Origin of the sequence: Fibrobacter sp. UBA2449, assembly GCF_002342555.1 — a bacterium.
In the GTDB taxonomy this organism is placed as follows: domain Bacteria; phylum Fibrobacterota; class Fibrobacteria; order Fibrobacterales; family Fibrobacteraceae; genus Fibrobacter.
This window is the reverse complement of sequence record NZ_DDQF01000003.1, coordinates 1-15,554: the sequence shown is the minus strand read 5'-3', so window position 1 is coordinate 15,554 and position 15,554 is coordinate 1. Positions and strand designations below refer to the sequence as shown.

The window sequence follows — 15,554 nt, the reverse complement described above, 5'->3', positions numbered from 1 at the left end:
TAGTTATAAGTTACAGCCCTTCGGCTTCTCTGGACCACTGCTCGTCCAGATCGGGATGTTCTTTGCGGAATCGCCTTAATGCCTTGTGGACTTCCCAAAAGTGATTCAGGCCTTCTGCTTCGCACTTGGGCTTCAGTTTGTTATACAGTTCCTTTACTTTTTCTTCGAGTGTCATAGTTTGCTCCTTTTCTGCTTATTAAATCTAATCAATAGTTGTGACAAATACTGTCATTTACGTTCGTGAATGCACGGATTCGTCATATTCCTTAATTTTCAGCTCGTTGATCATGGTTTCGAGATTGCATGGCTTGCCGTCGCCGTGGAGATCGTCGCCTGGTCTGGGGTCTCTGTATATCCCCTCGGCGACCTTCTTTTCGTGTTCTGTTTCGGCGAGCGTCCATTTGGCGATAAAATCCCTCGCGACGGCCTCGACGTCTTCGGAAAGGCTTGCCTGCAAATACCAGAAATACTGGCCAAAACTGCGGTTTGCGACGCGGGTTTCTTTTTTGCAACTGGGGCAAATCGCCGTCGCCTGCGAACCTCCCGAAAGGGGCGATCCCGTAAACGAGCGGATGACAGCTGTGCCGCCGCACTCGCATTCCACCTTGAACTGATCGGTTTCCCAGATGCGCAGGAGTGTCGCGAGCCTGAAGCCGACCCTGACGATGCTGCCTGCGATGTTGAATGTCCTTGAAGTTTGCAAGGGGCCTACGTATAGCCCGCCACCCTTGATGGCGTAGTGGGCGTCTATGTTGGCGTAGCGCGGTGTCGCAAGAATTTCGTCCTTGTGGCGCATGATGAGATCGAGGTTGTCGAACAGCAGTTTCTTCTTGCGCTCAACGCTCCTTTCCTGGAATTTGTGCAATTCCTCCTGCTCCCTGTTTTCTTGTTCAATTTCGTCGCTGATTAGTTTTAGTCCAGACGCCTGCCGTTTGCAGAAATCCGCGAAAGTTTCGCGCTTGTTGTTCGGCTCCGCCGGGATGTACGGGAAGGGTTTCGTGTCGTCGATATGTATTGTTGCCATAATTGAGCTCCTGTCGATGGCGTTATGTTTGTTCTATAGTTGGCGTTTTTACTACAATTTATGCATAAATGTGAATACATGCATAAATCTAGAGTGCAATATACAAAATCCATGCGATCCGGAACTTCCCTATGACACCATAAGTAGCGTTTCTGACAGAACCAAACTTGCGGCGTTTTGGCAGTCGACTGAACGCAGCTCTAGAAAAACTTCCGCCTATCCTGTTATATTTAACAAGTCTTCTGCACTCAATTTTGGTGATTATATGGATAAAAAAGCCTTGGATCCTGTTCGTTGCATTAAGAATGATTAAAGGAGCGCTAGACCATGGATACTACATCGGGTACATACCGCCGCATTTTTGTGCTGGGCTCCGGCTTCAGCAAGTCTTTCTGCCCGCAGATGCCCACGCTCCGCGACCTGAACGAGCGCATTCCCTTCGGCATCCCGGACGAGTTCCCGCACCTGCGCGAGTACTGCACGCGGTTCCTGGAACTGTGTAACGGCCAGCCGGATTACCTGGACATCGAGCGGCTTTCGACTTCGATTCTTTCGGCGCAGATTTTCCCGGGGGTGCGGGAGAGCCTGTACCATTCTAGCCTGCGGTTCGAGCTTTTGCGGTTTATTGCGAGCGAAATCCGGCACGACAAGGGTGTGGATGCGGAATCGGCCGCGGTGCTCCGCAAGTTCCTTGGGGGGTGCGAGAACTGCCCGGGCGAGGGCGTGCGCGATACGCTGTTGCTCACGTTCAACTACGATACGCTTGTCGAGGACGTGATTGCTGCCGACCCGGAGATGAGTTCGCGCGTGGCGGTGGATTACGGCGTGCGCATTGACCCTGCGGACCGGAGTGCGGTTCGTGCCCCGCGGACGCTCACGGTCGACCTCATCAAGCTACACGGTTCGCTCAACTGGTACCCGGTAAAGGGAGCCTCCGACCCGCTTGACCTCAAGAACGTGTGCCAGGTGGAACCCTGCGACCGCAGTTTCCCCATCTACCGCGAAGACACGCCCATCTACATCCCGATGGCGCACGCGAAGGAATCCTTCTTGCGCGGGAGCCTTTTCAACCTGCTCTGGAGCAAGGCGGATTATTACCTCAAGAATGCGCAGGAGATATACTTCTTGGGTTACGGTTTCCCGAAGACGGACATGAACAACCTGGAATTTTTGCTGCGGCATCGCGAACGCTTCAAGAAGGTGGTGGTTTTCGAGCCGGAAAATTCCCCAGTGCTTGGACGCTTGCAACGCCTGCTGGGTAGCCTGGTCGTGAGCCGCGACGCGAAGGATTTTTTGGAACGCTGGGTATAAAAAGATAAGGGAGGGCGGTTGCCTTCCCTTATCCATGTTGGATCGGAATGAAAAGCCGGTTATTTGGTAATGTTTATCGGACGCGCCTCGTGGTAGCTGCCGGTCGATACCTTCACGATGTAGGTGCCCGCGGGCATCTCGCTCATGTCGAAGGTATGCACGTGCCCGCCTGCGTTCTGGATTCCCGTCACCTTCTGGTCGATTAGCGCGCCGAATCCGGTAAACAGGCTTATCTTCACGTTGTCGCGGTTCGGGAGCGAGTAGCGCACGCTGAGGTTCCTGCGGGCAAGGGAGAGTTCCATGTGCGTCGCGATTCCCTTGAGGCCGTACATCAGTGCTGTGGTCGATTCGCCGGCTCCGCTGCCCTGCTCGTTCGTGAGGGTGACTGTCACCTTGAAGAGGACCGTTTTCCCGTTGTACTCGAGTCCCTGCGTGAACTTGTATGTATCGCCGTTATTCACGCGGTTCGGGTAGTGCCCGATGGAGAGGGTTCCCTTCGCAATATCCGCTTCGCTGAATACATAGGCGTTTTCGCCCCATTCCACCACGTTGCCCGCCATGCCGAACCAGTGGCCGGGAGCGTTCGCGGTAGATTCGGTTACCTTGTTCCCGCTGGGTTCCTGCGCGAAGAAGGTCGCCTTCGAGAGGCTTGCCGCGGTGAGCCCGAGCTTGTCTGCGACTTCGGCGACGTCGAAGGTGGCGGTGACCGGAGCGTAGTTGTCGTCGATGGGGAGGGTTACCTTGATTTCGTATGTCGCTGCGACCGTCGCCGGTGCTACGATGCTCGAACTGCTCGATGTCGGCGTAACGGAGCTACTGGAGGACGTCGGAGTAACGGAACTGCTCGATGCAACGGGCGCGTCGCCGATTTCGGGCCACTTGTAGTCGAGCTTGAAGTCGTTGTAGTATTTCGTATTCGCGTCGCCTGCGCCGTTGATTCCTTCCTCGGGCTTGAGGCGGTAATCGTAGTGGTAGGTGCGCATATCGGGATTTTTCGAGTAGTTGTAGTCGGTATTCACCACGATGGCGAAGGCCATCTTGCTTCCGCCCGTGGTGCTCGGGGTCTTCGCTATCTTGAGGATTGCGGTTTCGTTGCCCTTCACGGGTTCGCTGTACACCGGCGTGCCGTCCGTGGCGCGGTAGGCGAGCACCAGTCGCATGTTGTCGTTCGTGGAATGCGAGCCGTTCGGGTAGAGCGTCATGCTGATCTGCGTCGCGCCGTCCTTGAGCTTGAGCGGGATTACGTTCGAGCCCGACCATCCCGGAGTCAAGTCCTGGTTCGGCACCCAGTCGCCGTTGCTCGTGGTGACGCTCTGGTACGGAGTCATTTTCCAGGTGTAGCTTTTCCTGTTGTTGTCCCACATGTCCTGTTCCCAGTAGGTATCGCTCCCGAAATTCTGGTTCAGCAGGTTCTTGATTTCGTTCGACCATTTTTTCATGTCGAGCATGGCGAGCCTTGCGCGGAATTCCGTGATGAGCCTGCGCACGCCCTCGTCGCCGAGGCCGATGTCGAGCCCGTAGGTTTCGAGCAGGTAGGTAGTCTTACCGTAGGCGTGCCCGTACACCCAGCGCACGGACCCCGTGCCGAGCCATGTGCCCATGAACGTGGGGAATATGTTGCTGTACTGCGCGCCGCCCAGAAGGTAGCGCTGGTTCTTGCCGGTGACGCCCTGGGCGCCGGGGCCGCCGAAGGTGCCGTCGATGAGCCAGCCCGAGTAGCATTCGATGGGCATGAAGGGCGCGATCACCGTCGCCGCGTTCAGGAATCCCATGCCGCTATAGACGCCTTCGCGGTGGCTGAACATGTCCTGCTGGATCCACGTGTTGCCCGCTTCCTGGAACCAGTGCGCCTCCTTGGCGCCGGGGTAGCCGTTCGTCATCGAGTGGATGCCCTCGTGGATCATCGCGTCCATCTGTGCCACGCGATCGCGGTAGGGGCAGCTCGTGTTGAAACTGTACAGCGGGTAGAACGATGCCGCGACGGCCGTGTAGCCCGCGACCCATGTCTGCCATCCGCCGGTGGTGTCGGTCTTTGCGCCGCCCGCGCACGTGCCCGAGCCGTAGTAGTACACGGCGCTGTACTGGCCGTCCTGTGCCTGTGCGTCAGGGGCCCAGCCCATCTCGTTATAGAGGTACTCGAAGTCGGTATCGTATTTCTTGAGGATGCTGTCGATAGTCACGTCGGTAATGCGGCTGTCGCGATCCTTGCCCCAGTAGAAGGCCCACCACTTGCCGGCCTTCTTGCCGGTCACGCCCGAGCAGTTGTTGTTGAACTTGGTGGGCGGTTTGATTTCGCCCAGGTTCGACTTGGTGTCGTAATCGAGGTCAGAGCGGTAGGCGGGCCATGTGTAGGCGTCCCCTTCCGCTGCGGAGGCCGTTGCCCCCATCCCTGCCGCGAGCGCTGCCGCGGCTATCCATCCCATACACTTTTTCTGCATAACACACTCCAGTTTTGATGCTATGCTAGAAATAGGTTTTTGCGCCCGGAAATCCTAGGTTTTGCCCCTCCCGGCGTGCTGTTTCCGTGTTGAAAGTGTGTAAAAGTAATTCTATGAATGCACTAAAATATGTTTAAATGTTGTATTTTAGCGTATTTTTGTGTAAAAATTATTTATTTCTCGGCCTGTTTCTTTTCTCTTTTTATCTGCTTCAGCTGCGCGAGCCGCTCGCCCAGAGCCTTTTCCTTGCCGTAGGGCTTGGGCTGGTAAATCTCGGTGCCTTCGAGTTGCTTGGGCAAATGCTCCTGCGCGGAGTATGCGCCCGGGCTGTCGTGGTCGTACTGGTAGTCTACGCCGTAGCCCAGCTTTTCGCCGACCTTCGTCACCGAATTGCGGAATGCGCGCGGTACGGGCAGTGTCCCGGTTTGCTTCACGATGGAGTCTGCCTTCATTCCGGCAAGTTCCAGGCTGTTGCTCTTGGGCGCAAGCGAGAGGTACACCGCAAGTTCGTCGAGCGCGATGAGGCCCTCGGGTATGCCCATGAAGTCGTATGCCTCTCGGGCGGCGGTCGCGAGCAAGAGTGCGTTCGGGTCTGCAAGCCCGATGTCTTCCATGCTCATGCGCATCAGCCTGCGCAGTATGAACCGCGGGTCTTCGCCACCCTGCAGCATGCGGTGCAGCCAGTAGAGGGCCGCATCCGGGTCAGATCCGCGCACCGACTTGTGGAGCGCCGAAATCAGGTTGTAGTGCTCCTCGCCGCTCTTGTCGTAGCGCAGGGGCTTCTTGTACTGGAATTCTTCCAGCAGTTTCTCGTCGATGATTTTGCGATCGCCGAGGTTCTTGCCAATCCATTCAATCTGGTTCAGCAAAAAGCGTGCGTCGCCGTCGGACTGTGCGATTAGTTTGTCTATAACCGCCTCTTCGACTTCCACGTCCTTGAGCTGCAGGCCCCGCGGGTGGTCGCGCAGTGCGCTGAAAATCAGCGTGCGCAGGTCTTCCTTGCTGAGGGGTGCAAACAGTATCAGCTGGCAGCGGCTCAGGAGGGCGCTGTTGACCTCGAACCCGGGGTTCTCGGTGGTGGCGCCTATGAGCGTCACCGTGCCGTCCTCGACGGCACCCAGCAGCGCATCTTGCTGGCCCTTGTTAAAGCGGTGGATTTCGTCGATGAAGAGAATCGTGTCCATGAACGCGTTCTTCATCGTGCGCGCGTCGGCGAGGACTTCCTTCACTTCCTTCACGCCGCTCGCGACTGCCGAAAGGGCGACGAAGCGCTTTTTGGTATGTTGCCGAATCACGTGGGCGAGGCTCGTCTTTCCGCAGCCGGGCGGGCCCCAGAAAATCATGCTCGGCACATTGTCGTTCTCGAGACTTTTTCGCAAAAGGCTCTGCTCGCCCAGAATCTTGTTCTGGCCAAGGAATTCGTCCAGGTTCTGCGGACGTAGTCTTTCGGCGAGCGGCTGGTCCATATCTTATTCCACGGGTTCCACTTCGATGGAGTAGCCGATTTCGCGGCTCGTTTCTTCGACTTTCTTGTAGTGGATGATTATCTTGATTACATCGCCATCAGAAATCGTCGCGATTCCGTGATAGTCGTTGCCGTCGTGGCTGGATACCTTGACGCTCTGGCAAGAAAGTTTGTCTTCTGCAAGGGCGTCGCTGATGATTTCCTTCGCTTCGCTTTCCATCCAGTGGTAGCGCCCGGCAACGGGGCCCGGAATGGCGATTGCCGCAATACCGAGGGCGACAACTGCGGCAGAAATCATGAACTTCTTGGGTGCGGGCAGGTACGACCCCACGTGCATCTTGTGGAGGGTCACCAGTACGTAGAATCCGGCGCCGAGTCCCAGCAAAAGCGGGATGTAGACATTCCATGACTGAATCATGCGGAGGTCTACGAACAGGTAACTCGAAATAAAGTAGGAGCACGCGCCAAGCACGATGAGGCATGCGAGGCAAATCAGGATTGTCTTTGCCGGTTTCTTCTGGAATTCTTCGCAGAACTGGCGGGCCTGGAGGAACTCGTTTGTCTTTGCTTCGGAGATAGTCCCTTCGCCCTTGCAGATATTGCACTTGAGGCCATTTTCAATCTGCTTCGTGCCGTTGCAGCGGATGCAGTCGAGCATCTTGATGCTGCCGGAACCGCAACATATCGGGCAAGCCTTCTTGTCCTTTATTCCGGTGCCCTTGCATTTCTTGCACGGGCTGGAACTCCTTACAGGGAAGTCTACGGTCTTGTCCAGTGACTTGATGTGAATCTGGACGGTCTCTTCTTGGTTTTCCATGTATCTATTTCTCCTCGCTAACGAATTCAAACTTGGCAAAACTTGCGGGCAGTTCGCGTGTGGGGCGCCCGTTCTTGAGCATGCAGTGGAGCGTGTGGCCCGTGGTGCACAGCTTGCCGTTCACGCTCGCCCTGTACTCGAATCGGATGCGCAGCTTGTCTACGCGAATCATGGTGGTCTCGATATCCACGAATTCGCCGTAGTGCGTGGGCGCCTTGAACTGCACGTTCAGTTCGAGCACCGGGCTCGAGAACCCCTCGGCCTCCATGTCGGCGTAGCTCGCGCCCGCCTCGCGGAAGTATTCGGTACGTGCCTGCTCGAACCACACGGCGTAAACGGAGTGGTGGACGATTCCCATTTGGTCTGTTTCCGCGTAGCGCACTTCGACGCGGGCGGTGTGTTTGAAGGTGCAAGTTTCCATAAACTAAATATACAAACAAATTTTTGCGAAGTCCGGCCTATTTATCCGGGAAAAGCTTGCCTTCTACCTTCTTGAAGCATTCGGGCTTTTCCATGGTCGGGACTCCGCCTTTGGTGAAGGCATGCAGGGTGGATGCCGTGGCGCAGAGCGTCTCGCCAACGAACAGCCTGTACTGGAATTTCCATTTCAGCGTGTTTACCTTGTAAATGGTCGTTTCGATGTCTACGGTGTCGCCGAACTTGCAGGGTTGCCTGTAGCGGACAACCAATTCGAGTACCGGACTCTGGAATCCCTCTTTTTCGATGGCCGTGTAGGGGGCTCCGATGGACTTGAAAAAATCGATGCGCGCCTGTTCGAACCAGATAGGGTAGGATCCGTGGTGCACGACTCCCATGGCGTCGGTTTCGGCGTAGCGGACCTCGATATGGCTCGTATAACTCAATCCTTTTACTAGCATGGGCAAAATATAGTTATTGGACGCACCGCTACACCTGTCAACCAATTTTTACATGGCAGCCGCATATCTCGAAACCCTATTTAGTCCTTTTTTCCCGTTTTTCGCCCAAATTCGCATTGTAACGCTTGACAACGCGAAAGCACGCTTGCGTCTTCACAAAACAGCAATAAAAAAGCAGTTTGTATGTTAGGAAACTATAATCAGGAGTTACAAAGATGTCCAGGACACAGGGATTTCTTTTTTGCGCATCGTTTGCGCTTTCTAGCGTCTTTGCGGGGGCGGTGACAGTCACCCCCAAGACGCCCGAACTGAAGGATGGTTGCTACCAGATTTCGAGCGCGGCCGAACTCTACGGTTTTGCCGCCATCGCGAACGGAACCGACGGCTTTGTGAAGGATTCGCTCGCCTGCGGCAAGCTCACGAAGGATATCGTGGTGAACGAGAACGTCCTCGACGCGGAAGGGAACCTCAACGTGGCGGATACGGCAAATTTTGCGACCTGGACGCCGCTTATCGCGTTTACCGGGAGTATCGACGGGCAGGGGCATTCCATCACGGGCCTCTATTTTAACGATTCCTTGCAGTCTCCGGTCGGCCTTATCGGTTCGACGAATGCCCCGTACAATTCCGCTAACAGGGAAGGGTTCAATTATCCCGAAGTGACCGTCAAGAATCTACGTGTGCAGGGCTCCTATTTCCGCGGAAAATTCGAAGTGGGCGGCATTGTCGGCCATGCGTATTCGAATGTGGCCACGGTTCTCGACAACGTCTCTTTTGATGGCGTGGTCGTGAGCGGGCGCTTTGCGGGGGGCCTGATTGGTGGCTCTACGGGCGGTGATGGCGGTTACGTTGTCAGGAACAGCTTCAACGAGGGCTCCGTCTTTGCGGGGAGCGGTGCAGGCGGCATTGTCGGTGGCGTTTACTACATGAACAGGGCGTGGATTGTCAACTCCTACAACCTGGGGACTGTCACGTCGGATTCTTCGTCCGGCGGTATCGTGGGCGAACACTGGAGCTATGGAGGCGCGCTTGTTAACGTGATGAACCTGGGCGAGGTCAAGCTCGACAAACAGGAAACTTCCATCGATGTCAAGTCCATTGTCGGCGAGAAGGGCTATGCCCTGGAAATGATCGACAACGTATTCTATGTCGCTCCCGGCCGCAACGAGCATTACGGTACGGCAGTCACGGCGGCACAACTCGCGGATGGCTCTGTTGCAAGCCTCATGCATGCCTATGACTATGCGGGTTTCGAGGGCTCCGTCTGGGGGCAGGACGTGGGTACGGACTCCCATCCCGTGCTTACGGGCGAGGTGAAGAACGCGACCTTCGAGGCAAGGACGGTCACTTTCGATACGCACGGTGGCGAGAATATTGAAATTGCGGCCCCGAAGGGTTTCGCGGTCAGGATTCCCGATATCGAGCGCGCGGGCTACGAGAATCTCGGCTGGTTCGGCAATCCCGAGTTCAAGGGCGATACGCTCTCGCATGTCGCCGCAGCAGATACCGACGCTACGGTCTGGGGCAAGTTCATGGCGGTCGCTTCCATTACGCTCAATACGAACGGCGGCACTGTGGATTCCGGCATGGTCGAAAAATATACGGAAGGCTTGGGCGCGAAACTCCCGAAGAAGGTTTCCCGCGATGGCTACGTCTTTGTGGGCTGGTACGCCGAGGAGGACTTTAGCGGGAACAGGGTGCAGGCCGTGGGCCCGGATGCGACGGGCGCGCAGGTATTCTATGCCCGCTGGTACAAGATGGAAACTCCTGCGAAGGACGATGCGGGCTGCTACGTCATCAAGACCGCTCCGGAACTCTATGGTTTTGCCGCCATCGTGAACGGAACCGCCGGCTATACCCGGGAAAGGTCGGCCTGTGCGGGCCTCGCGAACGACATCGTGGTGAATAGCGACGTGCTGAAAGAGGATGGCACGCTCAAGGATGCTGAAGCCGCGCTGAATTATATCCCGTGGAACCCGATCGATAGTTTCGCCGGTGTGTTCGATGGCAACGGGCACGTGGTTTCGGGCCTGTTCTATGCCGATTCCGCGTATTACGCAAGCTTCGGGTTCTTCGCGGGCATCGGCGGCACTGCGGACAAGTTCGCCGAGCTCAAGAATTTCGGGCTCGTGGATTCGTACTTTGCGGTCAAGGCCGACTATTTTGGCGCGATTGCCGGCAGGGTAGTCGGTGTCCCGTTCAGTGTAAATTACGGCTCGGGTTACTGTGCCAAGTTTTCGGGCGTATATAACGAATCGACGCTCCTGCCTTACGCGGATGCGCAGGGCGCCGCGGGCATCCTGGGGAGTATCAACTACAGGAGTACCGCCCATTTCGAGAACACCTACAACCGCGGCCTTATCCTGGGGCGCAGTTACAATATCGCCGGTATCCTGGCTCACCTGTCTTCGAACACCACGCTGTACATGTCCAACTGCTATAGCGTGTGGAAGTCGAAATCCCTCATGAGCAGGGAAAGCAAGGCGTTTATTGCCGGGAATCTAGGCGCATCGACGGTGAGCATTGAAAACTGTTACTACCTGAACACGCAGGCCTACAGGGAAATTGCCGGCACCCCGGCTGCCGATAGCCTGTTCAAAAACGGCACGGTGACGCTTGTCCTGCGGAAGGGCGAAAATGGCTCCGTCTGGGGCCAGAACGTGGGTACAGATGCCTACCCGAACCTTTCGGGCAAGCTCGAGAACTCGCAGGCGGCAGAATACAAGGTGACATTCCATACCTTCGAGGGCAATAACGCCACGTATTTCGACAGCTACGTCGCGGGTTTCTCGAAGGCGCTTCCCGAGGATGTCTACATGGAAAACGCCTCGTTCATGGGCTGGTACGACAATCCCGAATTCGAGGGCGAAAGAGTTTATGCCATTACCAACATGGATTCGGGCGACAAGGAATACTGGGCAAAACTGCAGAGGACCTTCGGCGTAACCTACGAGACGAACGGCGGTACCATCTATTCCGGCGGGGCGGTTATCTATACGGAAGGTGTCGGCCTTGAACTCCCAAACGACGTGCGGCTCGACAGCAACCTGTTTGCGGGCTGGTACGACAACGCCGAACTCAAGGGCACGCCCGTGACGGCCATTACCCGGGACGATTCCGGTGACAAGACGTATTATGCGGCCTGGTTCAAGCTCAAGATGCCGGAACTTGACGAAACGGACAACTGCTACGCGATTTCGGATGCGGCAGAACTCTACGGCTTTGCGGCATACGTGAACGGGTCGCACGGCATGTCGTATTGGAACCATCCCGAAATATGCGGCAAGCTTACTGCAGATATCGTGGTGAACGAGAACGTGCTCAAGGAAGACGGCACGCTCGACAGTGCGAACGTGGCGAAGTTCCTGCCTTGGGAAATTATAGAGTCGTTCTCGGGCAAGTTCGACGGCCAGGGCCACAAGATATCCGGCCTTTACGGCGTTGCCGCACCCAAGAAGCCTATGGCCTTCTTCAATGAAATCTACGAAGGGAACTACGACCCGGCCCTGCAGGCCGAAGGGCCCGTCGTCATCAAGAAAGTTACCCTCGAGGATACCTACTTTAGCGGTGTGAAGAATGGAGTGGCCGGCTTTGTGGCATCTATCAAGGGTGCGCGAACTGCAAGAGGGGTCAGCTATCCGGGAGCGAAGCTTGAGATGGACAGCTGCCATTTCAAGGGCTTCCTGAAATCCGATTCGAACGTCGTTGGCGGTTTTGTTGCCAACAGTAGCGGTACGCTCTCCATTACCAATTCCACGTCGGACGGTGTGATACAGGGATACTCCAATGCGGGTGGCTTTGGTGGCTACCTGTACGGGACAATCAGCATCACCAATAGCGTCAACAGTGCGAAAATTGTAGGCGGCTATTCTTCGACGGGAGGCTTTGTAGGCGGTGTTTCGGGAACAACGACCATCATGAATTGTGAAAACAACGGCGAGGTGGTCGCCCGAATCTTCAACAACAATGCGGGCCTGGTCGCAGGAATCCTGGGTCAGTCCTATGGCAAGCTCACGTTCGTCCAGAACCACAACGCCGGTGAAATCAGCGGGCCTTCCGCCTATATGGCGGGTCTCATTTCGGATATATCTGGCAGTGGGGAAGTTGCAATCGCGAACAACTACAATACGGGTGCAGTGCGCAGTACGAGCCCGAATAACACGTATGTCGCGGGCCTTATTTCGCGTGTCTACTATAGCGATGTTTTCGGTATTGTCGCTAACAACTACAGCATTGGCGAAATCTCCAGGACAAACGAGAGGTATGGCGCCATCGATTACGTGATGGCGGTGTCCTACGGCACGAATCTTGTCTTCGAGAACAACTTCGTTGCGCCGACTGTCGAAGGTCTCGATACCTCGTCGCTCGGAATTATTCTCCCGATGGAAAAGTTTAGGGACGGCACGGTCGCGGATTCGCTCCACAACTATGTACAGAAGGACGGTGAAGGAGTCGCTGTCGAAAACGGCATTACCGGTACGGCCTGGACGCAGGGCGACGAATACCCGGTTCTCGTGACGAAGTCCGAATTTGCCCTCGTACTCAATCTGAACGGTGGCAAGCTCGAGAACGCTCCCACGACATACACGTACGGCGAGGGCCTTGTGTTCCCCGAACCCACGCGCACGGGCTACGATTTCAAGGGCTGGTTCAGGTCGGCCAACTTCCAGGGCAGCGTCGTCACCGAAATTTCTGGTAAGGATGCGGGCGACAAGATTTTCTACGCCAAGTGGGAACCGAAGGAATACAAGGTGACCGTGAAGGTGAACAACGGGAACTGGGGCGTAGTGAGGGGCCTCAAGGAAAATGGAATCTACAAGTATGGCGAAGAGGCTGAACTTGTCGCCGTCGCGGATAACGGCTACGTGCTGAGCAACTGGCAAGACGACGTGCGCCTCGTGAGCACGCAGTACCGCCTCACGGTCGTTTCCGATACTACGGTCACGGCGAACTTCGCGCCGGTCAATCCCGAAAGTTCCAGTTCCAGCGCAGAAAGCAGCTCTTCTGCCGTCTCCTCGAGCAGCGAGAAATCTAGTTCCAGCTCCAGCAAGGAACCGGAATCCAGTAGCTCCGAATGCAAGGGCAAGGATTGCAAGGACGCCATCCCGGCAATCGCCATGGCACCCTCGTTCCGTGTGACGGCGATGAACCGCGAACTCCAGGTTTCCGGAGCCCGTCCTGGTGCGGCCTTCGCCCTGTTCGACATGCAGGGCCGCGTGCTTAGTTCCGGCAGGGTAGGGGAGTCGAATTTCTCCATTCCGGTCAGCCGCGCAGGCAATTACCTTGTCCGCATTGGCCGCGCAACCCGGCGTGTTTCCGTGCGATAGGCTTGTGCGTGCCCGTTAGGCGTGGCCCATTAAGAGTCTATAGATCTACAGAAAAAAAAGTTCCCGGCATCAGCCGGGAACTTTTTCTGTCAAGAGTCTAATTCTAGATTAGAAGCTGAACACGGTTTCTGCACCGAAGCGCAGGCCGACATCGTTGTCGTTGTCGCCGACCGGAATGTCAACCATGCCCAGGAGGGTGATATCGAGATGTTCGACCGGGGTGAGGTAGAGGCGGCCGCCAACATCGATCGTCTTGGTGTCATCCACATCGGTGTCAAGCGTATTGGTGTGGAATTCGACCGGGATACCGAACTTCATGAAGCCACCGACCTTGAGGGCGGGTTCAGCATAGATGAACATGTACTCCGGGATTTCGAAGTCGTTGCCAGCGAGACGGTTGAAGGTAGAAATGTTCTGGCCTTCGATTTCGTTTGCGTCGTTTTCGCCGATGAAGGCGAAGAAGAAGCTCGTCTTGATCTGGAACATGGCCACGTCGAAGGTGGGTTCAGCCAAGATGGTGTGGGCGACAGAGGTCAGGTCGGTATTCGGTACGACATCTTCGTCATCGCCCAGGAAGTCGGCGTGGAAGCCGTACACAGCGCGGAAGCCGAAGCCGCCGATGTTGATACCGGCATCGATACCGGCATGCAGTTCGTTGTGTTCTTCGGTCTGGTAGCTCTTGTAGTCGAAGAACGGACGCAGGTGCTGACCGGCGTAGTCGAATTCGTAAGCCAAATGGGCGTTGTAGACCTTGCCGTTTGCGCAGGCGCCGAGGACATCGCAAGACACGTCGTTTGCGTTACGGCCAAAGCCGATGCCGAGTTCGAGTCCGGCGAGTTCGATTTGGAGACCGCGGATATCGTGTTCCACCATGCCGGCGGCGTTGTAGGTCGGGTCGTCGTAGCCGTAGTAGGCCTTGAACGCGCCTTCCGTGAAGGTGAGGTCACCGAATTTCACGGCAAAGAAGTCGGCAGGCTTGTACTGCACGAAAGCGCCGTTGTAGCCGATGCCCGGAGCTTCGACGGGACCGTCAGCTTCGACACCCACGTGTGCGGACCACTTCTCGTTGAACTTCACGTCGATATTGAAGTCGAAGGTGGTCCAGTAGTTGTGATTGACGTCGTCTTCGTTGATGAGGTCGCCCGTGTAGGCGTCAAATTCGACTTCGCCGGAGAACTTCACTTCCATGTTGGCGGCGGAAGTTCCTTCGCTCATGCTGGCCTTGAGCATGCTGAAAGCATTGCCGGCAGCGTTCGCGACTTCACCCGGGTTGGTATTTTCGGCCGGCTTGGAGTCTTCGGCCTTGGCTTCTTCGGCGGCCTTAGCTTCTTCGGCAGCCTTGGCCTCTTCAGCCTTCTTGGCTTCTTCGGCAGCCTTGGCCTCTTCAGCCTTCTTGGCTTCTTCGGCGGCCTTGGCCTCTTCAGCCTTCTTGGCTTCTTCGGCGGCCTTGGCCTCTTCGGCCTTCTTGGCCTCTTCGGCGGCCTTGGCCTCTTCGGCCTTCTTGGCTTCTTCGGCGGCCTTCACGGAGTCAGCCGGGGCGGCAGCCTGTTCTGCGGGAGCCGCAGCCGGAGCGGCGGCAGGAGCCTGGGCAAACGCGCCAGCGGCGGCAAAGCCGAGCACGATTGCGGAAAGTTTGATCTTGTTCATTTCAATCTCCTTGGGATTGGTTTCACGATTGTGTTGCGAGGAAATATAGTTACGGATATTTGGCATCGCTAGGGTAAAGGCCGCTTTTTTACAAGGGAGTGTGCGCTATGTCAATGATAATCAACGAATTGAAAGCGGATTTCGCGTCTTGGGCGGGTATGGCCGGGGTGAAAAAGAGAACATTTTTGCTTATTCACAATCTATTCACAATCTCTTGCGGGGTCTGTTTACATTTTTGACGAAAAAAAACAAAAAAAATTTCAAAAAGCGCCTTTTTTCGTTGACAAGATGCACCTAAACTTATTAAATTTGGCTCACTTGCCAAAGTAGCTCAGCTGGTAGAGCAGCTGATTTGTAATCAGCCGGTCGTAGGTTCGATTCCTATCTTTGGCTTGAAAATATGGGTCGTTGCCCGAGTGGTTAAAGGGGACGGACTGTAAATCCGTTGGCTTACGCCTACCGTGGTTCGAAACCACGACGGCCCACGCAACAAACCGCCCTATGGTACTGAATGGTGCCATAGGGCTTATGCCCAGGTAGCTCAGTGGTAGAGCACTTCCTTGGTAAGGAAGAGGTCTCGGGTCCGACTCCCGATCTGGGCTCTCACTAAATGGAGATAGAATCATGGCAAAAGAACATTTTGACAG

At 55.9% G+C, this 15,554-nt stretch carries 10 protein-coding genes and 3 tRNA genes; 5 read left to right on the top strand and 8 right to left on the bottom strand.

Annotation, left to right across the window (positions count from 1 at the left end; translation table 11 throughout):
- Positions 1 to 10 precede the first annotated feature (10 nt).
- A complete protein-coding gene (locus B4B27_RS00790; RefSeq protein ID WP_290722709.1) occupies positions 11 to 175 on the bottom strand; it encodes a hypothetical protein in 165 nt (54 codons plus the stop codon).
- A 57-nt stretch (positions 176 to 232) separates the two neighbouring features.
- The gene (locus tag B4B27_RS00785) at positions 233 to 1,024 is read right to left on the bottom strand and encodes a hypothetical protein (RefSeq protein ID WP_290722707.1); all 792 of its coding nucleotides are present in this window, start codon (positions 1,022 to 1,024) and stop codon (positions 233 to 235) included.
- A gap of 327 nt (positions 1,025 to 1,351) precedes the next feature.
- Here B4B27_RS00785 and B4B27_RS00780 point away from each other — a divergent pair, with 327 nt between their 5' ends.
- Positions 1,352 to 2,335, top strand: coding sequence for an SIR2 family protein (locus B4B27_RS00780; RefSeq protein ID WP_290722705.1), 984 nt, complete (start codon positions 1,352 to 1,354; stop codon positions 2,333 to 2,335).
- A 59-nt stretch (positions 2,336 to 2,394) separates the two neighbouring features.
- Here the strand turns inward: B4B27_RS00780 and B4B27_RS00775 are convergent, their stop codons facing one another.
- The 5 genes from B4B27_RS00775 to B4B27_RS00755 all read right to left on the bottom strand — a co-directional run bounded on the left by B4B27_RS00775 (position 2,395) and on the right by B4B27_RS00755 (position 7,933).
- Positions 2,395 to 4,773: a DUF4859 domain-containing protein gene (locus B4B27_RS00775; protein ID WP_290722703.1), complete on the bottom strand. Its 2,379-nt coding sequence runs from the start codon at positions 4,771 to 4,773 to the stop codon at positions 2,395 to 2,397.
- A gap of 173 nt (positions 4,774 to 4,946) precedes the next feature.
- Entirely contained in the window at positions 4,947 to 6,239 is a 1,293-nt protein-coding gene (locus tag B4B27_RS00770; protein WP_290722700.1) for a replication-associated recombination protein A, read from the bottom strand.
- A 3-nt stretch (positions 6,240 to 6,242) separates the two neighbouring features.
- Positions 6,243 to 7,055 (bottom strand): hypothetical protein, encoded by an 813-nt coding sequence (locus B4B27_RS00765; RefSeq protein WP_290722699.1) that lies wholly within the window; start codon positions 7,053 to 7,055, stop codon positions 6,243 to 6,245.
- A 4-nt stretch (positions 7,056 to 7,059) separates the two neighbouring features.
- Complete coding sequence (locus B4B27_RS00760) at positions 7,060 to 7,476, bottom strand: acyl-CoA thioesterase (RefSeq protein ID WP_290722697.1); 417 nt, start codon at positions 7,474 to 7,476, stop codon at positions 7,060 to 7,062.
- Positions 7,477 to 7,513: 37 nt separating this feature from the next.
- Positions 7,514 to 7,933, bottom strand: a complete 420-nt coding sequence (locus tag B4B27_RS00755; protein ID WP_173382656.1) for an acyl-CoA thioesterase — start codon at positions 7,931 to 7,933, stop codon at positions 7,514 to 7,516.
- 215 nt (positions 7,934 to 8,148) lie between these two features.
- On the opposite strand from B4B27_RS00755, the gene B4B27_RS00750 reads away from it, so the two are divergent.
- The gene (locus tag B4B27_RS00750; RefSeq protein WP_290722693.1) at positions 8,149 to 13,260 is read left to right on the top strand and encodes an InlB B-repeat-containing protein; all 5,112 of its coding nucleotides are present in this window, start codon (positions 8,149 to 8,151) and stop codon (positions 13,258 to 13,260) included.
- 108 nt (positions 13,261 to 13,368) lie between these two features.
- On the opposite strand, the gene B4B27_RS00745 is transcribed toward B4B27_RS00750, so the two are convergent.
- Positions 13,369 to 14,907 (bottom strand): hypothetical protein, encoded by a 1,539-nt coding sequence (locus B4B27_RS00745; RefSeq protein ID WP_206674504.1) that lies wholly within the window; start codon positions 14,905 to 14,907, stop codon positions 13,369 to 13,371.
- A 320-nt stretch (positions 14,908 to 15,227) separates the two neighbouring features.
- Here B4B27_RS00745 and B4B27_RS00740 point away from each other — a divergent pair.
- The 3 genes from B4B27_RS00740 (at position 15,228) to B4B27_RS00730 (ending at position 15,509) form a co-directional block, all read left to right on the top strand.
- Positions 15,228 to 15,300 (top strand) — tRNA-Thr (locus tag B4B27_RS00740).
- 9 nt (positions 15,301 to 15,309) lie between these two features.
- Positions 15,310 to 15,392: transfer RNA gene (locus B4B27_RS00735), tRNA-Tyr, on the top strand.
- A gap of 45 nt (positions 15,393 to 15,437) precedes the next feature.
- Positions 15,438 to 15,509, top strand: a tRNA-Thr gene (locus B4B27_RS00730).
- Positions 15,510 to 15,554 lie beyond the last annotated feature (45 nt).

What these genes read in the sequence shown, in the direction of transcription:
- B4B27_RS00765 (WP_290722699.1), bottom strand. Translation starts at nt 7,055, where the DNA reads ATGGAAAACCAAGAAGAGACCGTCCAGATTCACATCAAGTCACTGGAC.
- B4B27_RS00755 (WP_173382656.1), bottom strand. Translation starts at nt 7,933, where the DNA reads ATGCTAGTAAAAGGATTGAGTTATACGAGCCATATCGAGGTCCGCTAC.
- B4B27_RS00780 (WP_290722705.1), top strand. Translation starts at nt 1,352, where the DNA reads ATGGATACTACATCGGGTACATACCGCCGCATTTTTGTGCTGGGCTCC.
- B4B27_RS00760 (WP_290722697.1), bottom strand. Translation starts at nt 7,476, where the DNA reads ATGGAAACTTGCACCTTCAAACACACCGCCCGCGTCGAAGTGCGCTAC.
- B4B27_RS00745 (WP_206674504.1), bottom strand. Translation starts at nt 14,907, where the DNA reads ATGAACAAGATCAAACTTTCCGCAATCGTGCTCGGCTTTGCCGCCGCT.
- B4B27_RS00770 (WP_290722700.1), bottom strand. Translation starts at nt 6,239, where the DNA reads ATGGACCAGCCGCTCGCCGAAAGACTACGTCCGCAGAACCTGGACGAA.
- B4B27_RS00785 (WP_290722707.1), bottom strand. Translation starts at nt 1,024, where the DNA reads ATGGCAACAATACATATCGACGACACGAAACCCTTCCCGTACATCCCG.
- B4B27_RS00790 (WP_290722709.1), bottom strand. Translation starts at nt 175, where the DNA reads ATGACACTCGAAGAAAAAGTAAAGGAACTGTATAACAAACTGAAGCCC.
- B4B27_RS00750 (WP_290722693.1), top strand. Translation starts at nt 8,149, where the DNA reads ATGTCCAGGACACAGGGATTTCTTTTTTGCGCATCGTTTGCGCTTTCT.
- B4B27_RS00775 (WP_290722703.1), bottom strand. Translation starts at nt 4,773, where the DNA reads ATGCAGAAAAAGTGTATGGGATGGATAGCCGCGGCAGCGCTCGCGGCA.